The 23,078-nt window shown below is 46.7% G+C and carries 19 protein-coding genes; 17 read left to right on the top strand and 2 right to left on the bottom strand.

Features of this window, described 5'->3' with window-relative positions; translation table 11 throughout:
* Positions 1-27 precede the first annotated feature (27 nt).
* The 10 genes from ACSZO1_RS10550 to ACSZO1_RS10505 all read left to right on the top strand — a co-directional run bounded on the left by ACSZO1_RS10550 (position 28) and on the right by ACSZO1_RS10505 (position 12,119).
* Positions 28-1,158, top strand: coding sequence for a polysaccharide export protein (locus tag ACSZO1_RS10550; RefSeq protein WP_437612266.1), 1,131 nt, complete (start codon positions 28-30; stop codon positions 1,156-1,158).
* Positions 1,159-1,163: 5 nt separating this feature from the next.
* Positions 1,164-1,598, top strand: coding sequence for a protein tyrosine phosphatase (locus tag ACSZO1_RS10545; protein ID WP_437612264.1), 435 nt, complete (start codon positions 1,164-1,166; stop codon positions 1,596-1,598).
* Positions 1,599-1,610: 12 nt separating this feature from the next.
* Positions 1,611-3,791 carry a tyrosine-protein kinase Wzc gene (gene wzc / locus ACSZO1_RS10540; RefSeq protein WP_437612262.1) on the top strand — a complete coding sequence of 727 codons (2,181 nt, stop codon included), beginning with the start codon at positions 1,611-1,613 and terminating at the stop codon, positions 3,789-3,791.
* 80 nt (positions 3,792-3,871) lie between these two features.
* The gene (locus ACSZO1_RS10535; protein ID WP_437612260.1) at positions 3,872-4,780 is read left to right on the top strand and encodes a glycosyltransferase family 2 protein; all 909 of its coding nucleotides are present in this window, start codon (positions 3,872-3,874) and stop codon (positions 4,778-4,780) included.
* A 144-nt stretch (positions 4,781-4,924) separates the two neighbouring features.
* Positions 4,925-5,929, top strand: a complete 1,005-nt coding sequence (locus ACSZO1_RS10530; RefSeq protein WP_437612258.1) for a hypothetical protein — start codon at positions 4,925-4,927, stop codon at positions 5,927-5,929.
* A complete protein-coding gene (locus tag ACSZO1_RS10525; protein ID WP_437612256.1) occupies positions 5,926-7,008 on the top strand; it encodes a glycosyltransferase in 1,083 nt (360 codons plus the stop codon). The genes ACSZO1_RS10530 and ACSZO1_RS10525 overlap by 4 nt, the downstream gene beginning before the upstream one ends.
* 148 nt (positions 7,009-7,156) lie before the next feature.
* Positions 7,157-8,563, top strand: a complete 1,407-nt coding sequence (wcaJ, locus tag ACSZO1_RS10520) for an undecaprenyl-phosphate glucose phosphotransferase (RefSeq protein ID WP_437612254.1) — start codon at positions 7,157-7,159, stop codon at positions 8,561-8,563.
* 117 nt (positions 8,564-8,680) lie between these two features.
* The gene (locus ACSZO1_RS10515) at positions 8,681-10,159 is read left to right on the top strand and encodes an MOP flippase family protein (protein ID WP_437612252.1); all 1,479 of its coding nucleotides are present in this window, start codon (positions 8,681-8,683) and stop codon (positions 10,157-10,159) included.
* Between the two features lie 2 nt (positions 10,160-10,161).
* A complete protein-coding gene (locus tag ACSZO1_RS10510) occupies positions 10,162-11,118 on the top strand; it encodes a polysaccharide pyruvyl transferase family protein (RefSeq protein ID WP_437612250.1) in 957 nt (318 codons plus the stop codon).
* Entirely contained in the window at positions 11,115-12,119 is a 1,005-nt protein-coding gene (locus ACSZO1_RS10505) for a glycosyltransferase (RefSeq protein WP_437612248.1), read from the top strand. Before ACSZO1_RS10510 ends, ACSZO1_RS10505 begins: the two co-directional genes overlap by 4 nt.
* A 46-nt stretch (positions 12,120-12,165) precedes the next feature.
* Here the strand turns inward: ACSZO1_RS10505 and ACSZO1_RS10500 are convergent, their stop codons facing one another.
* A complete protein-coding gene (locus ACSZO1_RS10500) occupies positions 12,166-14,019 on the bottom strand; it encodes a hypothetical protein (protein ID WP_437612246.1) in 1,854 nt (617 codons plus the stop codon).
* A 203-nt stretch (positions 14,020-14,222) separates the two neighbouring features.
* Complete coding sequence (locus tag ACSZO1_RS10495; RefSeq protein ID WP_437612244.1) at positions 14,223-15,245, bottom strand: acyltransferase family protein; 1,023 nt, start codon at positions 15,243-15,245, stop codon at positions 14,223-14,225.
* A 294-nt stretch (positions 15,246-15,539) separates the two neighbouring features.
* Here ACSZO1_RS10495 and galF point away from each other — a divergent pair, with 294 nt between their 5' ends.
* From galF to ACSZO1_RS10460, 7 genes are all read left to right on the top strand, one after another.
* Complete coding sequence (gene galF / locus ACSZO1_RS10490; protein ID WP_437612242.1) at positions 15,540-16,436, top strand: UTP--glucose-1-phosphate uridylyltransferase GalF; 897 nt, start codon at positions 15,540-15,542, stop codon at positions 16,434-16,436.
* Between the two features lie 48 nt (positions 16,437-16,484).
* Positions 16,485-17,498, top strand: coding sequence for a UDP-glucose 4-epimerase GalE (gene galE / locus ACSZO1_RS10485; RefSeq protein ID WP_437612240.1), 1,014 nt, complete (start codon positions 16,485-16,487; stop codon positions 17,496-17,498).
* A 417-nt stretch (positions 17,499-17,915) separates the two neighbouring features.
* Positions 17,916-18,314 (top strand): adenylyltransferase/cytidyltransferase family protein, encoded by a 399-nt coding sequence (locus ACSZO1_RS10480; protein ID WP_437612238.1) that lies wholly within the window; start codon positions 17,916-17,918, stop codon positions 18,312-18,314.
* A complete protein-coding gene (locus ACSZO1_RS10475; protein WP_437612236.1) occupies positions 18,311-19,456 on the top strand; it encodes a CDP-glycerol glycerophosphotransferase family protein in 1,146 nt (381 codons plus the stop codon). The genes ACSZO1_RS10480 and ACSZO1_RS10475 overlap by 4 nt, the downstream gene beginning before the upstream one ends.
* Positions 19,425-20,555, top strand: coding sequence for a glycosyltransferase family 4 protein (locus tag ACSZO1_RS10470; RefSeq protein ID WP_437612234.1), 1,131 nt, complete (start codon positions 19,425-19,427; stop codon positions 20,553-20,555). Before ACSZO1_RS10475 ends, ACSZO1_RS10470 begins: the two co-directional genes overlap by 32 nt.
* Positions 20,552-21,610 carry a glycosyltransferase family 4 protein gene (locus ACSZO1_RS10465; protein ID WP_437612232.1) on the top strand — a complete coding sequence of 353 codons (1,059 nt, stop codon included), beginning with the start codon at positions 20,552-20,554 and terminating at the stop codon, positions 21,608-21,610. The genes ACSZO1_RS10470 and ACSZO1_RS10465 overlap by 4 nt, the downstream gene beginning before the upstream one ends.
* The gene (locus tag ACSZO1_RS10460) at positions 21,600-22,994 is read left to right on the top strand and encodes an oligosaccharide flippase family protein (RefSeq protein ID WP_437612230.1); all 1,395 of its coding nucleotides are present in this window, start codon (positions 21,600-21,602) and stop codon (positions 22,992-22,994) included. Before ACSZO1_RS10465 ends, ACSZO1_RS10460 begins: the two co-directional genes overlap by 11 nt.
* Positions 22,995-23,078: the final 84 nt, after the last annotated feature.

Here is a 23,078-nt window from a genome sequence, read left to right as displayed (position 1 = left end):
ATAAATCAGCAATAGCGATGATAATCAATGATGAAATCAAAACACAAATTGGCACCCTTGCTGGTGTCGATAACACTTATCAGTGGCTGTACCGTTGTGCCAGGTCAAAACATTTCAACCAGCGGTAAGGACGTTATTAAGCAGCAAGATGCTAATTATGACATTGATAAAATGGTCAATGTTTATCCTATGACGCCAATGCTGATTGAGCAGATGCGTCGGAAGCCAAATATCGCGCGGCCCAATCCCTCTCTGGACCAGGAGCTGGCCAGCTATGAATACCGTATCGGGGTCGGTGATGTTCTCAGCGTCACCGTCTGGGATCACCCGGAGCTGACCACACCGGCGGGCCAGTACCGTAGTGCCAGTGATACCGGCAACTGGGTGCATACCGATGGCACGATTTTCTATCCTTACATCGGTAAAGTGCGCGTAGCGGGTAAAACTATCCAGCAGGTGCGCGACGAGATCCAGAGCCGTCTGGCGCAATATATTGAAAGCCCACAGGTTGATGTCAATATCGCCGCTTTCCGTTCGCAGAAAGTGTATGTCACCGGCGAAGTCGGTACTTCAGGCAAACAGGCGATTACCAATATCCCTCTCACTATTCTTGATGCCGTCAACAGTGCTGGCGGGCTGGGTGCCGATGCCGACTGGCGCAATGTGGTGTTAACCCACAATGGCCGTGAGCAGCGTATTTCCCTGCAGGCACTGATGCAGAATGGCGACCTGACGCAAAACCGTCTGATGTACCCGGGCGACATTCTGTATGTACCGCGTAATGATGATCTGAAAATCTTCGTGATGGGTGAAGTCACCAGTCAGAAAACGCTCAAAATGGATCGCAGCGGCATGACGCTGACCGAAGCGCTGGGTAATGCGGAAGGTCTGAAGCAGGATGTTTCGAACGCCACCGGCGTGTTTGTTATTCGTCCGAATCGTCAGCAGGGTGGGAAAGTCGCCAATATTTACCAGCTTGATACCTCGGATGCGACGGCAATGGTGCTGGGTACTGACTTCCAGCTGGAACCTTATGACATTGTTTACGTCACCGCGACGCCGCTGGCTCGCTGGAACCGCGTAATCAATCAGCTGCTGCCGACGATCAACAGCGTCCGTTATGGCGTGGATACCGTACACGACATCAAAAACTGGTAATCACTATGTTTAACTCAGTGCTTATTGTCTGTATTGGCAACATTTGCCGCTCTCCTACGGGGGAGCGGTTATTAAGGATGTATTGCCCACAGCTCAAGATTAAATCAGCAGGTTTAGGCGCCCTGGTCGGACATGAAGCGGATGAAAATGCCCGGCTGGTGGCCGGTAAACGTGATGTTTCACTGGAGAACCATCAGGCGCGGCAAATTACTGCCGAAATGTGTCGCCGCTACGACCTTATTCTGGTGATGGAGAAGCAGCATATTAATGACATCACCAAACTTGCGCCTGAAGTCAGGGGTAAAACCATGCTGTTTGGTCACTGGGCTGGGCAAAGAGAGATTCCGGACCCGTATCGCAAGAGTATCGAGGCTTTTGAGTCTGTCTATAGCTTGCTGGACGACGCTGCTCAGAAATGGGCTAATGCACTTAACCGATAATCAGGCACAATAATGGTAGATAACAAATCGATTAATGCTCAAAAAAACGCGGACGCCAAAGATGAAATCGATGTTGGGCGTTTATACGGCGCTTTACTTGATCATCGCTGGCTGATTGTAGGGATAACCGTATTTTTTACCCTGCTGGGTGTCGTTTATTCGATGTTCGCTACACCAATCTACAGCGCCAACTCGCTGGTTCAGGTTGAAAACAGCCCGGGCAATCTGGTTGTCAGCCAGATGTCCAGTCTGATCCCCGATGCCAAACCCGAATCCAATGCGGAGATTGAACTGATTCAGTCACGTCTGGTGCTGGGCAAAACCATCGAAGATTTGAGTCTGGATACCCTGGTCACGCCAAAATACTTCCCTTTAATAGGCGAAGGCTGGGCACGTCTCACGGGCGCGAAGGAGCCACAAGCCGCGGTATCGCGTGTCAATGTACCGGCTGAGTTAATGGGTAAAAAACTGACGCTGGAGATCGGTGAAAATAAAGCATTCACACTCTCTTACGACGGTGATGAACTGGTCACTGGCCAAATCGGTCAGGTTGCCAGCAAAGGCGACGTCTCCGTTCTGGTGAGTGATACCGACGCTGAGCCAGGCACAGAATTCTATGTGCAAAAGAATCCCTATCTGGCGACCTACAATTATCTGTTAGGTAATTTAGTTGTTGAAGATAAAGGAAAAGATTCTGGCGTGCTGACGTTGACCCTGAATGGCCCTGACCCGAAATTAACCCAGGACACGTTACAGGCGATCACCAATAACTATTTCCTGCAGAATGTGCAGCGTAAATCGGAAGAGGCGCAGAAAAGTTTAGAGTTTATTGCCAAACAGTTGCCGGAAGTGCGGGCAAAACTGGATGAGGCGGAAAACAAACTGAATGCCTTCCGTCAGGAGAATGACTCGGTTGACCTGTCGCTGGAAGCGAAGTCAATGCTGGACACTATGGTCAATGTGGATCAGCAACTTAACGAGTTAACCTTCCGTGAAGCGGAAATTTCCAAGCTGTATACCAAATCTCACCCGGCGTATCGCACGCTGCTGGAGAAACGCCAGACACTGCTGAACGAGAAGAAAACCCTCGAAGGTAAAGTGACCGGTCTGCCGAAAACCCAGCAGGAAATTATTCGTCTGACGCGTGATGTGGATGCTGGTCAGGCTGTCTTTATGCAACTGCTGAATAAACAGCAGGAACTGAGCATTAATAAAGCCAGCACGGTCGGTAACGTGCGTATTGTTGACCCGGCGATGGTGCAGTACAAACCCATTGCGCCAAAAGTGCCGATTATCATCATCGTGTCATTTATCGTCGGTCTGATTATTTCCGTCATCTATGTTCTGATGAAAGCGATCCTGGTGCGCGGTGTTGAAAGCCCGGAGCAGCTGGAAAACAGTGGCATCAACGTTTACGCCAGCATCCCGCTTTCAGAGTGGCAGCAGCAGAAGGATCGTCAGCTGTACCAACTGGCGAAAAACGGCGGCAAGAATATTTCGCCGCGCTCAGCTGAACTGCTGGCTATCTCGAACCCGGCAGACCTCGCGGTTGAAGCCATCCGTAGTCTGCGTACTACCATGCACTTCGCGATGCTGGATGCGAAGAATAATGTGGTGATGATTTCAGGGACCAGCCCCGGCATCGGTAAAACCTTTGTCAGCACCAACCTGGCGACGGTGGTGGCGCAGTCTGGTCAGCGCGTACTGTTTATCGACTGCGATATGCGTAAAGGCTATGCCCATGAACTCTTCATGTGCAACAACAAACGCGGTGTTTCCGAATTGTTGTCTGATCGCGCTGAGCTGCAGCAGGTGATTCAGAAAACCGGTATCGAAAACCTCGACTTCGTCTCACGTGGTCAGGTGCCGCCTAACCCGTCAGAACTGCTGATGAGCAAGCGTTTCACCACGCTGCTGGACGAGCTGCAGAAAGAGTACGACATCGTTATCGTGGATACGCCGCCGATTCTGGCCGTCACTGATCCGGCAATTATCGGTATGCATGCCGGTACTACGCTGGTGGTGGCCGGTTTCGAGAAGAGCACTGTGAAAGAGGTTGAGGTCAGTATCCGTCGCTTTGAGCAGAATGGCATCGAAGTGAAGGGCGCGATCCTTAACCTGGTGCTGAAGAAAGCCGCAGGCTACTACGGCTATGGCTATTATCACTACAGCTACGAGTCTTCCGCAAAATAATTCGTTTTTCCCCTCTGTTTGGCCAGCCCGCGTGGCTGGCCGCAATGCGGTCTTTTTCATATCATGAGTGAGAAATATTAATGAGTAATGTATCCACTCCGCTTATTAGCGTAGTTATCCCCACCTTCAATCGTGCGGATATCATCTTAAAAACGTTATCCAGCGTACTGAATCAAACATACCGCAATATCGAAGTCTTCGTCGTGGATGATGCTTCAACGGATAACACTGCTGAAGTGATGGCAACCGTGGATGATCCACGTGTGCATTTTATCCCGCTGCCGAACAACACTGGCGGCACCCGTCCGCGTAATGAAGGTATCGAACGCAGCAGCGGTGAACTGATTGCTTTGCTGGACTCTGATGATGAATGGCTGCCGAATAAACTCGAACGTCAGTATCACTTCCTGCAATCACAGCAGGGGAGTGCGCGTGTCTGCATGACCGCGAAAATTAATAAGCGGCCGGAAGGTGAACATGTTCGCCGCAATAAACCCTGGGCCGGATATTCCTCCATCATGGAATATCTGCTGTTAGGCAATGATTTCCAGACCAGCACACTGCTGCTGGATGCCGGCATTGCGAAAGCAGCAGGTTTTGATCCGCAACTGCGTAAACACCAGGACTGGGACTTTGCGCTGCGCCTCGAAGAACATGATGCGCAGTTCTTCTATTTTGATGAGCCCTTGACCATTTATGATGATTCAGACTCTGTGGCGCGTATCTCATCGGATGGCAAACGGGAAAAATCACTGATCTGGCTGGAAAATATTAAAACGCGCGTGCCTGGCTACATCTATTATGGTTTCTACGCCAAAATTATTGCTGACAGCTATCTGCTGTCGTCCAACAAAGCCAAAGGCATTGCGATTTATTTACAGCTGCTGTTCAGCGGTAAAATCAAACTCAGCCATTTTGTTGTCATGATGAATGAGCGCGTCAGGAAGTTGTCCGCCATTATGTTTAAGAAAATCGCGCCGGGTCGATAAGCGAAACGGGCTTATTAGTCTGAAATCAAAATCGGCAACGATGGAAAAAAAATGAAATTTATCTCCCTCAAGATAGGTCTCAGAAAAGACAGATATATCTATTTTGATGCCCATATCACCTTGATGCTTTTTCTGCTGTTGCTCATGCTGATGATTGTCATGGCGATGTTCAAAGAGTATGTGATGCCGGCGTACTACTTCTACGACCAGCAGACGATCTTTGAAATCATGAAGACCACCTTCAGCTTTATGCCCGGCAATTCCTACGGCAGCTCGGCATACTTCTACCGTGTGCTGGGGTTTGAGAAAAGCTCGGTATTTTTTGGTTTGTTATCCGCCATCTTAATTATGGGCACCTATGTCTTTATTCTGATTAAGGTGCGTGGCGGTAATTTAAATCTGGTCGATCTCGGTGTTTTTCTGTTCTTTATCTTTTTGTCGGTAATTAACTTAACCTGGCAAAACAAAGACTTTATCGTTTTCCTGGTGATGCTGCCGTTGCTGCTGACATTTGCCAGCAGAAAAGCCGGGCTGATTCTCTGGACGGCAGCCGCGATTGTCTATGCCTATTACTTCCGTACTTACTGGTTCCTGTTTTTGCTGGAATTTTACGGTTTACTGATCGCCACGCGTTTTGTGAAGTCCGGAAAAGGCGTGTTTATTCTTTGCCTGCTTTCCATGTTTGCGTTGTCACTGATGGTGTCGATTGTGCTCGGTGTCGATGCCGACTCGTTCCGTACCTCAGTGAATGAAGGCCGCCTTGACGGCAACGGCGATGGTTCCAACACCGTGATTACGCCGTGGGTGCCCGCCGGTAACCCGGTATTTGGCTGGATTAATATCTCGATTACCTGGATTACCTTTTTCGTCCCATTCCCGCTGATATTGCTGTTGTCGCCTTATTATCTGGTGATCTCCTTTTTCATCATCATGATGTTCCGGCGTATCTGGCAGGTTATTGATCGGGTCATGGCGAATAAGTCTTATCCGCTGCTGACCATTTTTTCGCTGATGGTTATCGCGTTTACCATTATCCAGAGCATGTTCGAACCTGACTATGGCAGTTATGTCCGTCACCTGGCGCCGTTTTATCCGTTGATGTTTTATGTCTATTTGTCACTGGGAACAGTGAATAAGGTTAATGAATGAAAGTATTGCATGCAGCGGAGACGATTAAAGGAGGAGTGGCAACCGTATTGAAACAACTGGTTGCTGCGCAACAATCTGATCCGGCACGTTTTGACATCAAATGCTTAATTCCTGCCGACCAGGCGGAAGAACTCGATACCGCCAAACATGAAAATGTCATTTGCTGGCAACGAAAGGGGCGTAGTGTTGCGGCATTATTCTCCTTCGCACTGGCATTTATTAAAACTGTCTGGGCATTTCGCCCGGATGTGGTGCATCTGCATAGCTCTTTTGCCGGCGTGATTGGACGCAGCTGCCTGATCCTGTTGTATCCCGCTGTGCGGCCGAAGGTGGTGTATTGCCCGCATGCGTTTAGCTTTTTAATGGAAACCAGCGGTGGCAAAAAACGTATTTACGCCCTGATCGAAAAAGCGCTGCAGCCAATGACTGACGCGATTGTCTGTGTCAGTGACTATGAAGCGGAGCAGGCAAAATTAAGCGGTATCAGCGCGAAAAAATTGTTTGTTGTCCATAACGGTGTACCGGAAAAAACACCAAAACCAGTCAGTGAGAAAGCTGACGGTGAGCCGGTTAATTTGCTGTTCGTTGGCCGTTTTGATTTCCAGAAAGGGTATGACTTACTGGTCAGCGCCATGAAAAAAGTCCCGCGTGAACTGATTCGCCTGACGGTGATTGGCGATGCGGTACACGGTACGGAAAAAATCGAGCACCTGCCTGATGCGACCTACACCGGCTGGCTGAAAGCGACGCAGATGGAACACTATTTCCGTCAGGCTGATGCGCTGGTGATCCCCAGCCGCTGGGAAGGTTTTGCCATGGTGCCGCTGGAAGCAATGAGCTATTCATTGCCGATTGTCGCCAGTGACGCCACTTCATTGCCTGAAGTGGTGAAACATCAGGAAACCGGCTTCTTATTTAAAAATGGCAGCGTTGATTCGCTGGCAGACATTCTTAACGGCCTAAAGGACTATGATCTCAACGAGATGGGAATAAAGGGAAATGCTTTTTTCAGCGCCAACTTTACCTCCCAGGCCATGATTGAAAAAACGCATGCGCTCTATGCGACAATAACAAAATAATTGAATAACGATTTACGCGTAATCCTAAATAAATCGGGTTGCAGAACGGCTATTCTGTCTGAAACACGAAATATAACGGATGCGTGCAACTTACAGAGGGGTTCAAATCGTGTCTTCAATATTACATGAATTGGGCAGGAAAGAAAAAATGACAACGGTTAGCGGTACGCGTACCCGTACAAATGCATCAATTATTTCGATGCTGCAGCGTTTTTCTGATATTTTTGTGATGTTTTCCGGGTTGTACCTGCTCACCGTTTTGCATTCACAGACATTTACGTCTGATCAATGGTTAATGCTGCTCTCCGCACTGGTATTATTCCAGATGATTGGTGGGATGACGGATTTCTACCGTTCCTGGCGTGGTGTCAATTTTGGCTCAGAAGTCCAGCTGGTTCTGCAAAACTGGAGTCTGAGTATTCTGATCACTGCCGGACTGATGTCCTTTGTTCAGGTGATTGATATCAGTTTCAGAACCTATCTGATCTGGTTTGGACTGGTATCGGTTGGTTTTATTTTCTCCCGTGCTGCTATCCGTTTCTTTGCCCGGGTTATCCGCAAGCTGGGTTATAACAATCGCAATGTTGCCATTGTTGGTCATATGCCGATTGGTATGTCGCTGGCGCGCAGCTTTATTGCTGCACCGTGGATGGGACTGAATGTGGTCGGCGTCTATTCTGATGAGGGACACCTCTCTGATGAATTGTCTGACGAAAATATTCCGTTTTGTGGCGATGTCGAACGCCTGCTCATCGATGCCCGTCAGGGGAAAGTCGATAAAATTTATATCGCGATGGCGATGTCGCAGGAAAAAGAGATCCATCATCTGGTCTCCCAACTGACTGACACCACCTGTTCCGTGATGCTCATCCCGGATATTTTCACCTTTAATATCCTGCAGTCGCGCACCGAAGAAATTAATGGTGTGCCAGTAGTGCCCCTGTTTGAAACGCCGATGAACGGTATCAATATGGTGCTGAAACGCATCGAGGATATTGTTCTCTCTTCCCTGATCCTGCTGTTTATCTCGCCCGTACTGGTGACGATTTCGCTGGCGGTGAAGTTAACATCACCGGGGCCGGTGATTTTCCGCCAGGTGCGTTATGGCATGGACGGGAAGCCGATCAAAGTGTGGAAATTCCGCTCGATGAGCGTCATGGAAAATGGCGATAAAGTGGTGCAGGCCACCAAAGGGGATGCCCGTATTACCCCGCTGGGTCGTATTTTACGCTCCACGTCGCTGGATGAATTACCACAGTTTATTAACGTACTGAAAGGCGATATGTCGATTGTGGGGCCGCGACCGCACGCTGTGGCGCACAACGAGCAGTATCGTTCCATTATCCAGGGCTACATGCTGCGTCATAAAGTGAAGCCAGGCATCACCGGCTGGGCGCAAATTAATGGCTGGCGTGGTGAAACCGATACGCTGGAGAAAATGGAAAAACGTATTGAATTTGATCTGCAATATATCCGTGACTGGAGTATCTGGCTGGATTTACGCATTGTTTTCCTCACCATTTTCAAAGGTTTTATCAGTAAAACCGCGTATTAAAGGCATCCCTGAATTGACTGTGCAGGAATCACTGCCTGATGCATGACGTATCAGGCAGCGGTTGCCGTCCTATCCACGCAATATGAAAACGGACTTCATCAGGCTTAGACGCAGATTATGAGCTTAAAAGAAAAAACAGTTAAAGGCGCGAAGTGGTCCGCAATGTCGACGCTGTCGACAATCGGTATTGGCTTCCTGCAGATGACGTTGCTGGCCAGGATAATCGATACGCACCAGTTCGGTTTACTGACCATCGCCATGGTCATTATCCTGCTGGCGGATACGCTGTCGGATTTTGGCCTGTCCAACTCCATTATCCAGCGTAAAGAAATCTCCGAGGTTGAGTTATCAACGCTCTACTGGATTAATATTTTTATCGGCCTGACCGTGTTTGTGGTGGTGTTTAGCTGCAGCGGTCTGATCAGTGATTTGCTGAAACAGCCCGATTTAAAAGTGTTAATTCAGGTTCTTTCCCTGGCATTCCTGATTATCCCGCACGGCCAGCAATTCCGCGCTCTGCTGCAAAAAGAGCTGGAATTTCCGAAAATTGGCCTGACAGAAACCCTGGCGGTTACCATTGGTTTTCTGGTCACGATTGTGGCGGCATGGTTTAAACCTGAGGCGATCACCGCTATCTGGGGCTATCTGGCGATGGTGTCAGTGCGTACCCTGATGTTCTCCTGGTATGGCCGCCAGACGTATAAACCACGTTTCCATTTCTCGTTCCGTACCATTACCTCCAACCTGAAATTCGGCGCGTATCTCACCGCTGACAGCCTAATCAACCAGCTAAATTCCAACGTGGCGACCGCCGTGCTGTCACGTACGCTGGGGGCGGCGATCACCGGTGGTTATAATCTGGCCTATAACGTCGCTGTGATGCCGCCGACGAAATTAAACCCGATCATTACCCGCGTACTGTTTCCGGCATTCGCCAAGATTCAGGACGATCAGGAGAAACTGCGCACCAATTTTTATAAATTATTGTCGCTGGTTGGACTGCTGAATTTCCCGGCGCTGCTGGGGTTGCTGGTGGTGGCAGAAAACTTTGTCCTGTTTATGTTTGGCGAGAAATGGCGTTTTGTGACCCCCATTTTGCAGGTGCTGTGCGTCGTCGGTTTGTTGCGCTCGATTGGTAATCCGATTGGCTCGCTGCTGATGGCAAAAGCGCGTGTGGATATCAGCTTTAAATTTAACGTCGTCAAACTGTTTATGTTTATTCCCGCCATCTGGTTTGGCGCGAAAATGGCCGGTGGTTTTGGTGCCTCGCTCGGATTTTTATCCGTGCAGGTGCTTAATACCTGGCTGAGTTATTTTATTCTGATTCGTCCGATTCTCGGCAAGAGTTACAAAGAGTATTTATACAGCATCTGGATGCCATTCCGCATGGCGCTGCCAACGCTGGTCGTGGCATGGGGACTGGGCTTCCTGTCGACTTCGCTGGCGCTGCCGTTACTGCTGGCCTTACAGATTGCCGCGGGCGCGTTAGTTTTTCTGATTGCGATATTAATCAGTCGCGATACTTTGATTGTTGAAATGAAACAACACCTGTTCAAAAACCCCAAACTTCGTCGAATCTTGAGATCGGAACACTAATCATGACACATATGGATAAACTGAAAAATGACCTGTCAGTAATTGATGCAGTTGTGCCACCGGGCAGCAAGGTTGTTTATCTGGATATACCTCTCCATCTTAATGTTGGCGACCTGCTGATTTATAAGGGCACGGAACAGTTCTTCAAAGAGCGCCGTTATCAGGTGCTGGCTCGCCGGACTGATAAAACCAGCATGAAGTGGCTGGCGGAAAACCCGAACCTGCCAAAAGATGTGATTCTGCTGATGCATGGTGGTGGCAATTTTGGTGACCTGTATGGTCACCACCAGCGCCTGCGTGAAGCGGTGGTGGAGCGCTTCCCACAGCATAAAATTGTTTATTTACCGCAGACCGTCCATTTTAAAGATAAAAGCAAAATGCAGCAGTCGGCGAATATCATCAGCAGACATAAAAATCTGACTATTTTCTGCCGTGACGAACGCAGCAAAGAGATTCTTGAAACGCATTTCTGCAAAGATGTGCGTCTGTGTCCGGATATGGCGCATGCGCTGTGGAATGTATTCCCGAAACAGAGGGCGACGGATATTAAGCGCGACACGCTGTGGATGATTCGTAAAGATATTGAAGAGACCAATGTCGAAGGTCTGCCGGGTATGCCTGGACCAGAAGGTTATGAAGACTGGGAAGATATCTGCACGGATCAGGATCGGGCAAAAACCAAACTGCTGCTGAATTTTGAGCGCGTTAACCGTGTGCTTTCCACCCGACTGTTTAATACGCCAGATAAATGGGGCGCTTATACCGACACGCTGGTTGACCGTGTTAATCGCTATTTTATGGCGCACGACACCGTCGTGACCTCACGTATGCATGGCCATATTCTGTGCTGCCTGCTGGGGGTGAAAACCAAACTGCTGGATAACTCCTACGGCAAAAACTCCGGCTATTATGCGTCATGGACCAAAGATGTACCTGACTGCGAGCTAATCACCTTATGACACAAGAGATAACGACGCCTAAACTTTCCGTCATTATTCCTGTTTATAACGTGCTGGATTACGTACAGGAAGCTGTCGATTCCATTCTTCATCAGTCGGTTGCACCCTATGAAGTCATCATCGTGGATGATGGTTCCACGGATGGTTCGGGTGATTTAGTTGAGACGTTATATGGTTCGCATCCGCTGGTGAAGATTATTCACACGCCGAATGGTGGTCTGGGGGAGGCGCGTAATGTCGGCACGCGCGCCGCCACCGGTGATTATATCTACTACTTCGATTCGGATGATGTTTCTGTTGATGGCCTGATTGCCGAATTTTACGCCACACTGGCGAATAATCCGGATATGGATATCTTCGCTTTCTCCGCCGAATCCTTTGAAGATCCGCTGGGGAAAGCGAAACAGGATGCCAGCCAGCAGCGGGTTCGGCTGATTTCATACCGTCGCCGTATGGAACGGGTATTTGCCAGCGGCGAGCAGGCATTCAATGAGCTGTCGAAAATTGATGCTTTTATCCCCAATGCCTGGCTGTATATTTATGCACGCCGTCTGCAGACGCAGCATCAGCTCTTCTTCCTGCCGATCATCCATGAAGATGAGGAATTCAGTCCGCGGCTGTTCTTTGTCGCCGGTAAAGTCTGTGTCACCGATAAAGTCTTTTTCCAGCGCCGTGTGCGTATGGGATCGATTATGCAGAGTTCGCGTACCGAGAAAAATGCCATCGGTTATCTGCGCGCCTGTGATGCGCTGGAAGGCGTGGTCAGTCGGGCGTCAGAGCAGGCCACGTTGAGGAATATCCGTGCACGGATCGTCAAAAACATTCTCAATGTCATTGGTGTGGCGAAACGATCGGGTGTGACATTTACCGCGAAGACGCAGGGTGAATTAGACACACTGGCGAAACGCTATCGTAATCTGGATATCATGCTGGCGGAGAATAACTACTTTGCCTGGCGGGTGTTCAATTTTGCCCTGAAGCGTCTGAAGCTTCGTGCCTGAGAAGAGAATAAAAGCCCGTCAGTAATCATAACTGACGGGCTTTTTTTTATGCCGGCTTGAGGGTTTTCTGATCGGTCAGGCTGAGCCATGGTGCATCAGGCGCATCGCCCAGTGCTACCAGGATGCGTTGATTCGATAATACGATATTCTTCCCGGCATATTTGCTGCGCTGATTTAGCGCTGAACTGATGCTGTTCACCTGTGCTTCGGTATACGCCAGCTGGCTGGCAATACCGATATTCCCTTCCACATGCCAGCTCACCTCCGGTGACGTGGTGCCGGAATAATGCAGCGGCAGTTTTTTATCACCGCGTGCAACATTATTGGTCACCAGCAGGTTCTGTTTAATATTGCTCAGCGAGGCAAAGGTATCTGTTGCTTCGACCGTGGTATTGGAGATGGAGAGCTGCTGCAAGTTCGCTACCTTGAAACCACTGGTGACACCGCTATAAAAATCACCATCGATCTGGATGCTGCCGCCGGAACCGTGAATAATCTGTACACCGGTATCGGTGCCGGCACATTCATGAATACAGTTACTGCTGAAAAGAGTCGTTTCTTCGCGTGCAACCAGCGAAATGGCGCGGCCAAATCCTTTGGTATGCAGATTCTGGATACGCACTGATTTCGGCTTGTTCAGATACACCGCGATATTGTCCGTTGAACCATCGTTAATCATATTGCCGGAGAGGGTGATATCGTGATCGCCAATTTGTGACGCGATAGCGAAGCCGCTGGCGCGTGCATCTTTGCTCAGCCAGACGTTGCTGCTGATTTTCACGCCTTCGTTATAGTTCAGAACGGCCGTCCCTGCTTTTACCGGCCGCCAGGCCTGACCATTTTTATTGTCCGGCCCGGTGGTGAAGCGGATAGTATTTTCAACGATGATATTTTTGCACTGGGTGTAGGATTCGCCCCACCAGGTCGCGCCGCCCATTGAGACATTGCCCATCGACACGCCATTGGTGATATTTTCAAAAGCAAAATGGCGGCGAAATGCCCCCTGCGCCATATTGTTCATGAAAATAATGTCTTTATGGTCGAAATCGCGTTTTACCTTCGGTGTGTGAGGTAAACCTTCAGCATGGAAGGCAATACGGGCATCTTCGCCAGCTTTCAGATACGCATGGTTGCCGGTAAGGATGGTGCCGGAACCCCAGATAGAGACTGCATCGCCGCGATCCTCGCCAAGATTCGATTTGAGATCGGACATGCCTGGCCCGGCTCCGAGACACTCAAGGAACCAGTTGTCGATAATCTTGGTGCCATATGCGCCAAAACTGGCCTGCGCCACCACAGACTGCAGCATGCGGTAAAAATAGCTGTTGGAGATTTCGCAAAAATTAGCGGCAATCATCACGCCGCCCTGACGCCCGCCACGCGCCGTTTTCAGCAGCAGCGGATTATCGAGCACCAGCCCGTGCAGACGTGTCGCTTCTGCATGTAATTCAAACAGGTATTTACTCTGCATTCCCGGCAGCGGGGTAATCAGGCAGTTGGATCGCCCTTCAATCAGCTGGTTTTTCATGGTCAGCTTAATGCTGTCCGAGACACTGACAGGCGTATCAATGGTGAGATATTTTTTATCTTCCACCAGCTGCTGCAGGGCGGCAAAATTATCCTGCAGTTCACCGCGGGTACGGCTGACATCATTGCGCACTTTGGCCCATGATGTGGTGGCATGATCAAGGATCACGCCTGGCGCCATGCCCTGAATGAGAGCGTCATCCAGCTTTGAGGGCGGGGCGGGCGTAACGGGAGGTGTGGGCGTCAGGTCACTGCTGCGGGCAAAACCCGATGCGGCACCCAGTACGGCAGTCGAGGCCAGTATTTTGCCGATCATTTTTCGGCGTGAGAATGTTGTGGCTTCTGGTGGCGTTAATGGCTTATTTTCTTTCATTGTTTGACCCGTAGTGGTTATGGCAAGAAATAAGTGAGATTCTATTATTAAGTCAGATTGTCTTGCGGGAAAGTTAAATAAAGTAAAGTGCTGTCATAAATGTGTGAATAAGCATTTCGGATTGTCATCTCTGTAATTAGGATATTTCCCATTGGATGCAGGTGAAGGAAATAATAAAGGATGGCTTGCGCCATCCTTTATTATTAAGCAATTTTCTTTTCCGGGGTGAGCCGTCGATGTTTCAACAGCCGGGTCAGCGGTTGCTCGATATACTGATAACAGAGCCAGCCAACGATGATTGCCGCACCGGTCAGTAACAGTGTGAAGAGCGTGGCATGCTCGCTCAGGCCCAGTTTGCGCAGGATCATCGCTGCCGGGCTGAGGACAAACGGATGCGCCAGATATAATGAGAAGGAACTGTCACCGAGGCGTTCAAAGGCGCGGAAAAACAGGTTATCACTGTTGCGGAACAACTCTTCAAAACGCACCAGGCCAATAAATACGCACAGCATCGGCAGGCCGCCGCTAACGACGCGGTGGAACGGTGTTTCGACTTCTCCCCAGTTATTCTGCGCGACTAAAGCGGCCACACCACCGATTAACAGCAGCAGGGCGACAGATTTCGGCAGGTTCATGCGCTTCAGCACATGGAAGGCGAAAATCCCCATCACAAACTCCAGCAGCAGCTTGTCGAGGAAGAATTTACCCCAGGAATTTTCCGGCTGAATGATAAACCCGGCCAGCACCAGCAGGGCAATCATGGCGGTGATCATCAGGCCACGCTGGTGGGTTTTGATCAGTAATGACGCGCCGAAAATCAGATAGAAGAAGAACTCATAACGCAGGGTCCAGCCATTATCAACCAGATAACGTGCGCCATTTGGTGCCAGCAGATACGAGGCCCAGACACTGGTCACGCCCCCCCCTGCGTTAACCATTCCCGGCGCCGCGATAAACACCACCAGCGCGGCACAGGTGATCAGCCAGTAGAGGGGCAGTATGCGGATAATACGGGCGCTCATAAACTTGCTGAACGTGACATCCTTGTTCCAGGTGGTGTGGCACATGATGAAGCCGGAGATAATAAAGAACAAATCGACGCCAAAATAGCCGATATGGTAGCCGCTCAATGCGCCGTTTCCGTATTGTCCGCCTTTTATTTCAATATGATGTAACACGACCATCAGGGCAGCGATGCCGCGGAGATACTGTACGGAATAAATCATTAGCATTACTCAGCTTAAAGACAACGTTTTTTCAGCTTAACACAGGGTAAAAATGGGTGATATCACGCTCAGGCAATGCTATTCATTTTCAGATAATGTCTATATTTTGCTGTTAATTTATATCCAGTCACGACAGGTTTACATGTACTGAGTCTGATGCTTAATTGTCTGTTTTAGCGTTCCGTTTACCTGCACAATAATAGTCTGTTAATTTTTCAGATTAAGATTATAGTTGGCGATCATGCCGTTAATGCATAATGCGTGAATGTCTTCACATCAAAATATGGAAAAAATATGACCAAGCTTAAAGCAGTTATCCCGGTTGCGGGTCTCGGTATGCATATGCTCCCTGCTACAAAAGCCATTCCTAAAGAGATGCTGCCTATCGTTGATAAGCCGATGATTCAGTACATTATCGACGAGTGTGTTGCGGCGGGCATCAAGGAAATCGTGCTGGTCACCCACGCTTCCAAAAACGCGGTTGAAAACCATTTTGATACCTCTTATGAACTTGAAGCGCTGCTTGAAGCACGCGTCAAGCGCCAGCTCCTGAGTGAAGTACAGTCCATTTGTCCGCCGGGCGTGACCATTATGAACGTGCGCCAGGCGCAACCACTGGGACTCGGCCACTCTGTGCTCTGTGCCCGTCCGATGATTGGCGACAATCCTTTTGTGGTCGTGCTCCCGGATGTGCTGTTAGATGATTCCACTGCCGACCAGCTGCGTTATAATCTTGCCGCTATGGTTGCGCGTTTCGAAGAAACGGGACGCAGTCAGGTATTGGCAAAACGTATGCCAGACGCCGATCTTTCTGAGTACTCGGTGATTGTGACCGACGAAAGCCTGGAAAACGAAGGGCAGGTTGCCGCCATTACTGAATTTGTTGAGAAGCCGGAGAATGTGCAGAGTCACGGCTCCGATCTGGCAGCAGTTGGGCGCTACGTGCTTTCTGGTGACATCTGGTCTGAACTGGAAAAACTGGAACCCGGAGCCTGGGGCCGTTTCCAGCTGACCGATGCGATCGCGAATCTGAGCAAAACGAAGCCGGTCGATGCCTGCCTTATGACCGGACGCAGTTTCGACTGTGGCCGTAAACTGGGCTATATGCAGGCGTTTGTATCCTATGGCCTGCGTAACAACGCACAGGGTCGCGAGTTCCGCGAAAAAATTCAGCAGCTTCTGGCAAAATAATAATCCAATCTTACCGCCGTATCCTGGATACGGCTGAAAGGAGTTCAGATGGCTATTTTGGTAACGGGGGGGGCAGGTTATATCGGTTCCCATACCGTGCTGGCGCTGTTACAGCGCGGCGATGATGTCGTGGTACTGGATAATCTGAGCAATGCGTCACGTGAATCTGTCAACCGTGTCGAGAAGCTGACAGGAAAACAAGCAGCCTTCGTCGAAGGGGATATCCTCGATCGCGCCTGTCTGCGTGATATTTTCTCGCGTTACAGCATCAGTGCGGTGATCCATTTCGCCGGGCTGAAAGCGGTTGGCGAGTCGACGCGCATGCCACTGGAATATTACGAGAATAACGTATCCGGGACCGTGGTGTTGCTGGAAGAGATGCGCAACGCAGGCATTTATCAGTTTATTTTCAGCTCTTCCGCCACCGTATATGGTGCCAATGCGCCGGTGCCTTATGTGGAAACTACGCCGATTGGCGGCACGACCAGCCCATATGGTACATCTAAACTGATGGTTGAGCAGGTGCTGCAGGATTACGCCAAAGCTGACAGTAATGTCAAAACCATTGCGCTGCGCTACTTCAACCCGGTGGGCGCGCATGAGTCGGGCGAGATTGGTGAAGACCCGAACGGCATCCCTAACAATCTGTTGCCTTATATTGCACAGGTTGCGATTGGCCGGCTGGAGAAGCTGGGGGTTTTCGGCGGTGATTATGACACCAAAGATGGCACTGGTGTGCGTGACTATATCCACGTGATGGATCTGGCAGAAGGGCACCTGAAAGCGCTGGATCATCTGGCGAAGATTGATGGCTACAAGGCGTACAACCTCGGTGCTGGCAAAGGTTATTCCGTGCTCGAGATGATTAAGGCGTTTGAGAAAGCGTCTGGTCGTGCGGTGCCTTATGATGTCAAACCACGCCGGGATGGCGATCTGCCGGCTTTCTGGGCTGATGCCACACTGGCGGATAACGAGCTGGACTGGCGGGTGACGCGCGGTATCGATGAGATGATGCGCGATACCTGGAACTGGCAGTCGAAGAATCCGAAGGGTTATAAGTAGTCGTTAGTCGTTCTCTTGCTGAAAGCCCTCCTTCGCGTTGCGGGGGAGGGCTTTTCGTTTTTAAGTCTGTAACGCATGACATAATGAGAGAGAATCTGACGATTTCGTTTGGGAAATAGTCAATTGGTCTGCCTGGGTAAGATTCTTCTTGGGATTGATGTAGAATATCCCTACTCTAAACTTGCCTGAAATGAGCCAGGTGAGAGGTATGATGCTGGTTTGATGCAGCGATAGTGGTCGGACAGATGCAAGCCGATACACCCGATATCCGCATCTCCAGCCGGAGATAAAACGCACTCTGTTACCGTATACAATCCGCGGTAGTAACTACAGCGACTGGTTGCTGGAAGCCAGGGGCGGTAGCGTGGTCGTTTTTATCTAACTTTAAAGAATTGAATTGCGTAGGCTCACTCTTGTATGAAGAAAGTGATTACTTTTGGTACATTTGATGTTTTCCATGTCGGCCATATTAATATCCTCGAACGTGCGGCGTCCTATGGCGATTACCTGGTAGTTGGCGTTTCTTCTGATGATCTCAATTTTAGCAAAAAAAATCGCTATCCTATCTATAGTCAACAGGATCGCATGCGGATAATTAGCTCCCTGAAATTTGTAAGTGATGTTTTTCTTGAAGAGTCACTCGAAAAGAAACTTGAGTATATTCAGGAGCATGGTGCAAGTGTGCTTGTCATGGGTGATGACTGGGAAGGGCGCTTTGACTGGGTGAAAGATGCTTGCGAAGTCATTTATCTTCCAAGGACACCTTCAATATCAACGACTGAGATAATTGAAGTTGTGAGGTCAATTGCGAAATGAGCTGTAAGAAAAAAGTTGTTCGCTGGATGAAATTAGTCGCCAGTGTAATTAATGGTTTAATACCTAAGAATCAAAAAAAGGTGGTTTTTAAAAGTCGCCCTGATTTTTCTGGCAATGCAAAGGCATTTAGCGATTATTTAAGTAAACATAAGAAAGGTTTTGAAGTTATCTGGATAGTTGAACGTGAACATGATTTTCCGCCTGGCCCTGAAAAATTTGTAAAAAAAGGCTCATTGAGCGCTTTGCTACATTATGTCACCAGCAGATATGTTGTAACCACACATAATGAAATGATTGGCACGAAGGCAAACTCTCAGGTTTACATCAGCTTATGGCATGGTATGCCGCTGAAGAAAATATGTTACCTTGGTGAGTATGATCATCAGGGAATGGAGGATTTTTCGGCAAACAGAATTGCAACTTCAGAGGTTATGCGGGCAATAATATCTGCAAGTTTCCGGGAAAAAGCGAATAACGTGTATATCACAGGTCAGCCAAGAAATGATTTTCTGTTTCATCAGCAAGAGATGAGATTTCCTGGTAAGTCGGACAGGAAATCAATTTTGTACGCGCCAACCTTCAGAGAAAATCAGGAAGCTACTGCTTACTCGGATGGCGCAGGAATTTCGGAAAATAATTTTTTGCGAGTTACTGATTTCGATATGGCTGTCTTAGATGATTTCCTTGAAAAAAACAATGCTCGGTTATTTATCAAATTGCATCCTTATGAAGAAAATTCATTCATTGATGTAAATCTGACCAAAAATATTAAAGTTATAAAAACGGCTGTTTTACAGGAAAATAATCTCGATATTAATCATGTGCTACGCGATATAGATATCCTCGTTACTGATTACTCCTCTATGTATTTTGACTATATGTTGCTGAATCGTCCGATTTGTTTCCTGACTCCCGACTTGCAGTCTTATGCAAGTTCACGTGGAGGATTTACGTTACAACCGGTCGACTGGTGGATGCCTGGTGCCCATGTTCAGACCCAACAGGCCTTGCAGGAAGAATTAGGGAAATTACTCTGTGGTCATGATGACTACCTGAAACATAGAGAAAGAGTGGATAACATTATAAACCTTTATAAAGATGGGAAAAATAGTGAGCGTGTGTTCGAACAGTTTTTCCACTGATAACCGTAAAAGAATCGCTGTTAATATATTACTCGGTGATGTTTCAGCGAAGGGGGGGATTGAACGAGTATCCATTTCTCTCGCTAACGCACTTGCAGATAATTATTACGTTAAAATAATTAGCTTATATCAAAGCAGACACTCTCTGCCTTTCAAGATTTCGGATAGCGTCACATTACAAGTGCTTGAAAGTAGCTATGAAGAAAGTATGTATAATCGCAAAAGAGGGTTATTTTCTGGTCTCTTTTTTGATTTTGTCTACATTTTACGTAAGAAGAAAAAACTTTCTCTGTTTTGTCATAGTGATAGTGTAACTATATCGTGTGACACAAAAATGACACTCCTGGCAAAATTGTCAGGGTGTAAGAATGTTATAGCAATTGAACATTTTGAGTATGACACAATAAATTCTTTGCTGAAATCTATCCGGAAGATTTTATATAGAAAGATTTCAGCCGTTGTGACTCTGACTCATGAAGATAAAGATAAATATTTTTGGCTGGATCAGCGCCAGCATAAAATAATCCCTAACATTGTTGAATCACCTGAAGTGATATTGCCAGATAGCGAGAGAGAAAATACTGTTCTTGCGGTTGGGCGTTTTGTTGAGCAGAAAGGATTTGATTTATTAATCGATGCCTGGTCTGCAATTCCGGAAAGTAACTGGACATTAAAGATCATTGGCGATGGACCAGGTAAAAATAGCCTGGAAGACATGATAAAAAAAATGGGGGTGAAAAAAGTCTCCCTGGAACCTTTCAAAGAAAATATTTCCGAAGATTATCAGCGTGCCAAAATATTTGTCCTTTCCTCTCGTTATGAAGGACTGGGAATGGTATTGATTGAGGCCTTGGCTAATGGATTAGCATGCGTGAGTTTCGATTGTCCGGCAGGGCCAAAAACCATTTTGAATAAGAGTAATGGCATATTGGTTGAAGCCGAAAATACAAAAAAATTATCCGCTGCGCTGATGAGTCTGATGGATGATGAGCGGTTACGATTAAAATATTCGGCCTGTGCACCTGGAAGTATCAGTGAATACAGGAAGAAACAAGTGTTAATGAATTGGGAAAAACTTATAGAACAGGTTGTTTCATGAAGGTTTATGATTTTATCTTTATTACCAATATTCCTGCATTTTATAAAGTAAACTTATTCAATCAGCTAGCGCAGCATTGCAGCCTGAAAGTGATATTTATCTCGCGTACCTCGAAAATACGTGATGCGGATTTTTATAATTATTCCCAAAACTTTGATGCTGAATACATTTGTAACGAGGATTTTGAAGACCGCAATCCACTATATACACTAATAAAAATATATAAGATAATCAAAAAAAGTCAGTTCAATATGTTAGTCTTTCCTGGATGGGAAATTAAAGAGTTGTTTTTTATTTCTCTATTAAATGAAAGAAAGAAAAATGCGGTTGTTATTGAAAGTAGTATAAATGAGACAGTAATGCATGGCTATGCATGGTCACTGAAAAAAAATTATCTTAAGAGAATGGGGACAGCTTTTCCTTCCGGAAAGTTGCAGGCTGCTATTCTCGACAAAATAAGATATGGTGGCGAAGTTATTATCACTCATGGCGTCGGAATTTCTAATTATACCTGGCTATCTGAAAAAAAACTTCCGACGACTAATAACGGGAGTTTACTAAATTATCTCTATGTTGGAAGGCTGTCATCGGAAAAAAACCTGATATCGGTGATTAAAACTTTCAACCAACGAAAAGAAAAATTAACGATAGTAGGTACCGGTCCAGAAGAAAAAGAGCTTCGTCATCTTGCTGGTAATAATATACGTTTTCTTGGCTACATTAATAATAAAGAATTAGAACGAGTTTATCAGGCAGCTGATGTATTTATTTTGCCTTCACGTTCAGAACCCTGGGGATTGGTGATCGATGAGGCATTATCATTTTCTTTACCGATTATTGCCAGCAACAAAGTTGGTTGTATCGATGACTTAGTGTCACATGGTAATGGATTGATTTTTGATATAGATAAACCTCATTCCGTTATTGAATGCATGGATAAAATGCAGAAAAAATATTTATACTATGCTGCTAATGCACAAAAAATTGATATGGGTGCTATTTACCAAAAGCAAGTTGCTTCATATTTAACATTAAAAGCCGATAATGAAATATAAAACCATTAAGGATTTCTTTAATTACGCTCTTGGTGATATATTCGTCAAGGGTTTCTTGTTTATTTCATTACCGTTGTTATCCCGGATTCTGGATCCTGTACAGTACGGAAATTTATCGCTGATCAATACAGCGATTATGATTGTTTATGTCTTCGTTAGTTTGAATCTGCAAAATGCGGTGACGAACAGATACATGATTAGTAGTGAAGGGTTTAGTAATTATCTATTTAGCATAATTTGTTTCATCATACCCTTCCAGGGATTATTGTTGCTGACTGAGAAATTATATTCGGGATATGTCAGCTCTCTCCTGGGAATTAAAGAGAGGGATTTTTTTTGGGTATTGTTAATATGTATTATGCTTTCATATGTTTTTATTTATACTTGCTACCTTCAGGCTTCCCGGCAAAGTAAAAAATATGTAGTTTTTAATATATTCTCTAAGCTGAGTGAAATTATTATTATATTCATATTCGCCTATTCACTAACTGAAAATGAATACATGTCAAAAATATATGCACAAATGATTGTCAACATCATTTTGTGTCTGTATGTAGGATATAATTTATGGCGTCTGAGTAAGGGCACTTTCAGTTCATCTTTACTAAAAGAGGCTTTGATATTCTCATTGCCATTAATTGTTCATGTGCTGTCAAACTCTCTTTTATCACAAGCCGATCGATTGATAATAAATAAATTACTGGGAACCTATTCAGCTGGTATATACTCTTTTGCCTATAATTTAGGTATGTGCGTTATTGTCATTATTATGGCATGGAATTCATCATGGCAACCGAAATTATACAAGCTGATCGCGAATAATGATGTTGTTACGGTCAGAAAAACAACTTATAGTAGCAGTGTTCTGGTTTTCATCTGCTGTATATGTGGCATGCTCTTCTCTAAGGAGATGGTTGTTTTCTTTGCCAGTGAACAATATTATTCAAGTATTGATTTATTGCCTATTATTATTATGGGTAATGCTGTTATTCATATGTACCTGGTCTATGTCAACTTTGTTTTTTACCAGAAAAAATCGATCCTTATTTCATGTGCAACGTTGATTGCATTATTTATTAACATTGTTCTTAATTATTATATGATCCCTGTGTTGGGCATTATAGGTTCAGCATGGGCGACTGTTGTGGCTTATATTGTTCTTGCTATCCTGCATTATTTCTCAGCCACTTATTTTACAAAGAACAATATTATTCCATTGCGATACTTGGTTTTTTACGTGGCTGGGTTAATGCTTTTTTATCCTGTTGTTGTAATGTTAAATCACTACGATTTCCTCTATGCATTAATAATAAAAGTTTTTTTGCTTCTCTTGATGATGTTTTTTATTTTCAGAAGTCGTATTATCAAAAACCTAAGTGATTGATATGAGTGTTAGGGAAGGTGCGATTTAATCATTCAAAGTTCTGTTCATGACTACAATGATTGCCGTTCATCTATCGTTTTCAGT

It is taken from the genome of Erwinia sp. V71 (assembly GCF_965644245.1).
Classification (GTDB): Bacteria; Pseudomonadota; Gammaproteobacteria; order Enterobacterales; family Enterobacteriaceae; genus Erwinia.
This window is presented reverse-complemented; position numbering and strand designations above follow the sequence as displayed.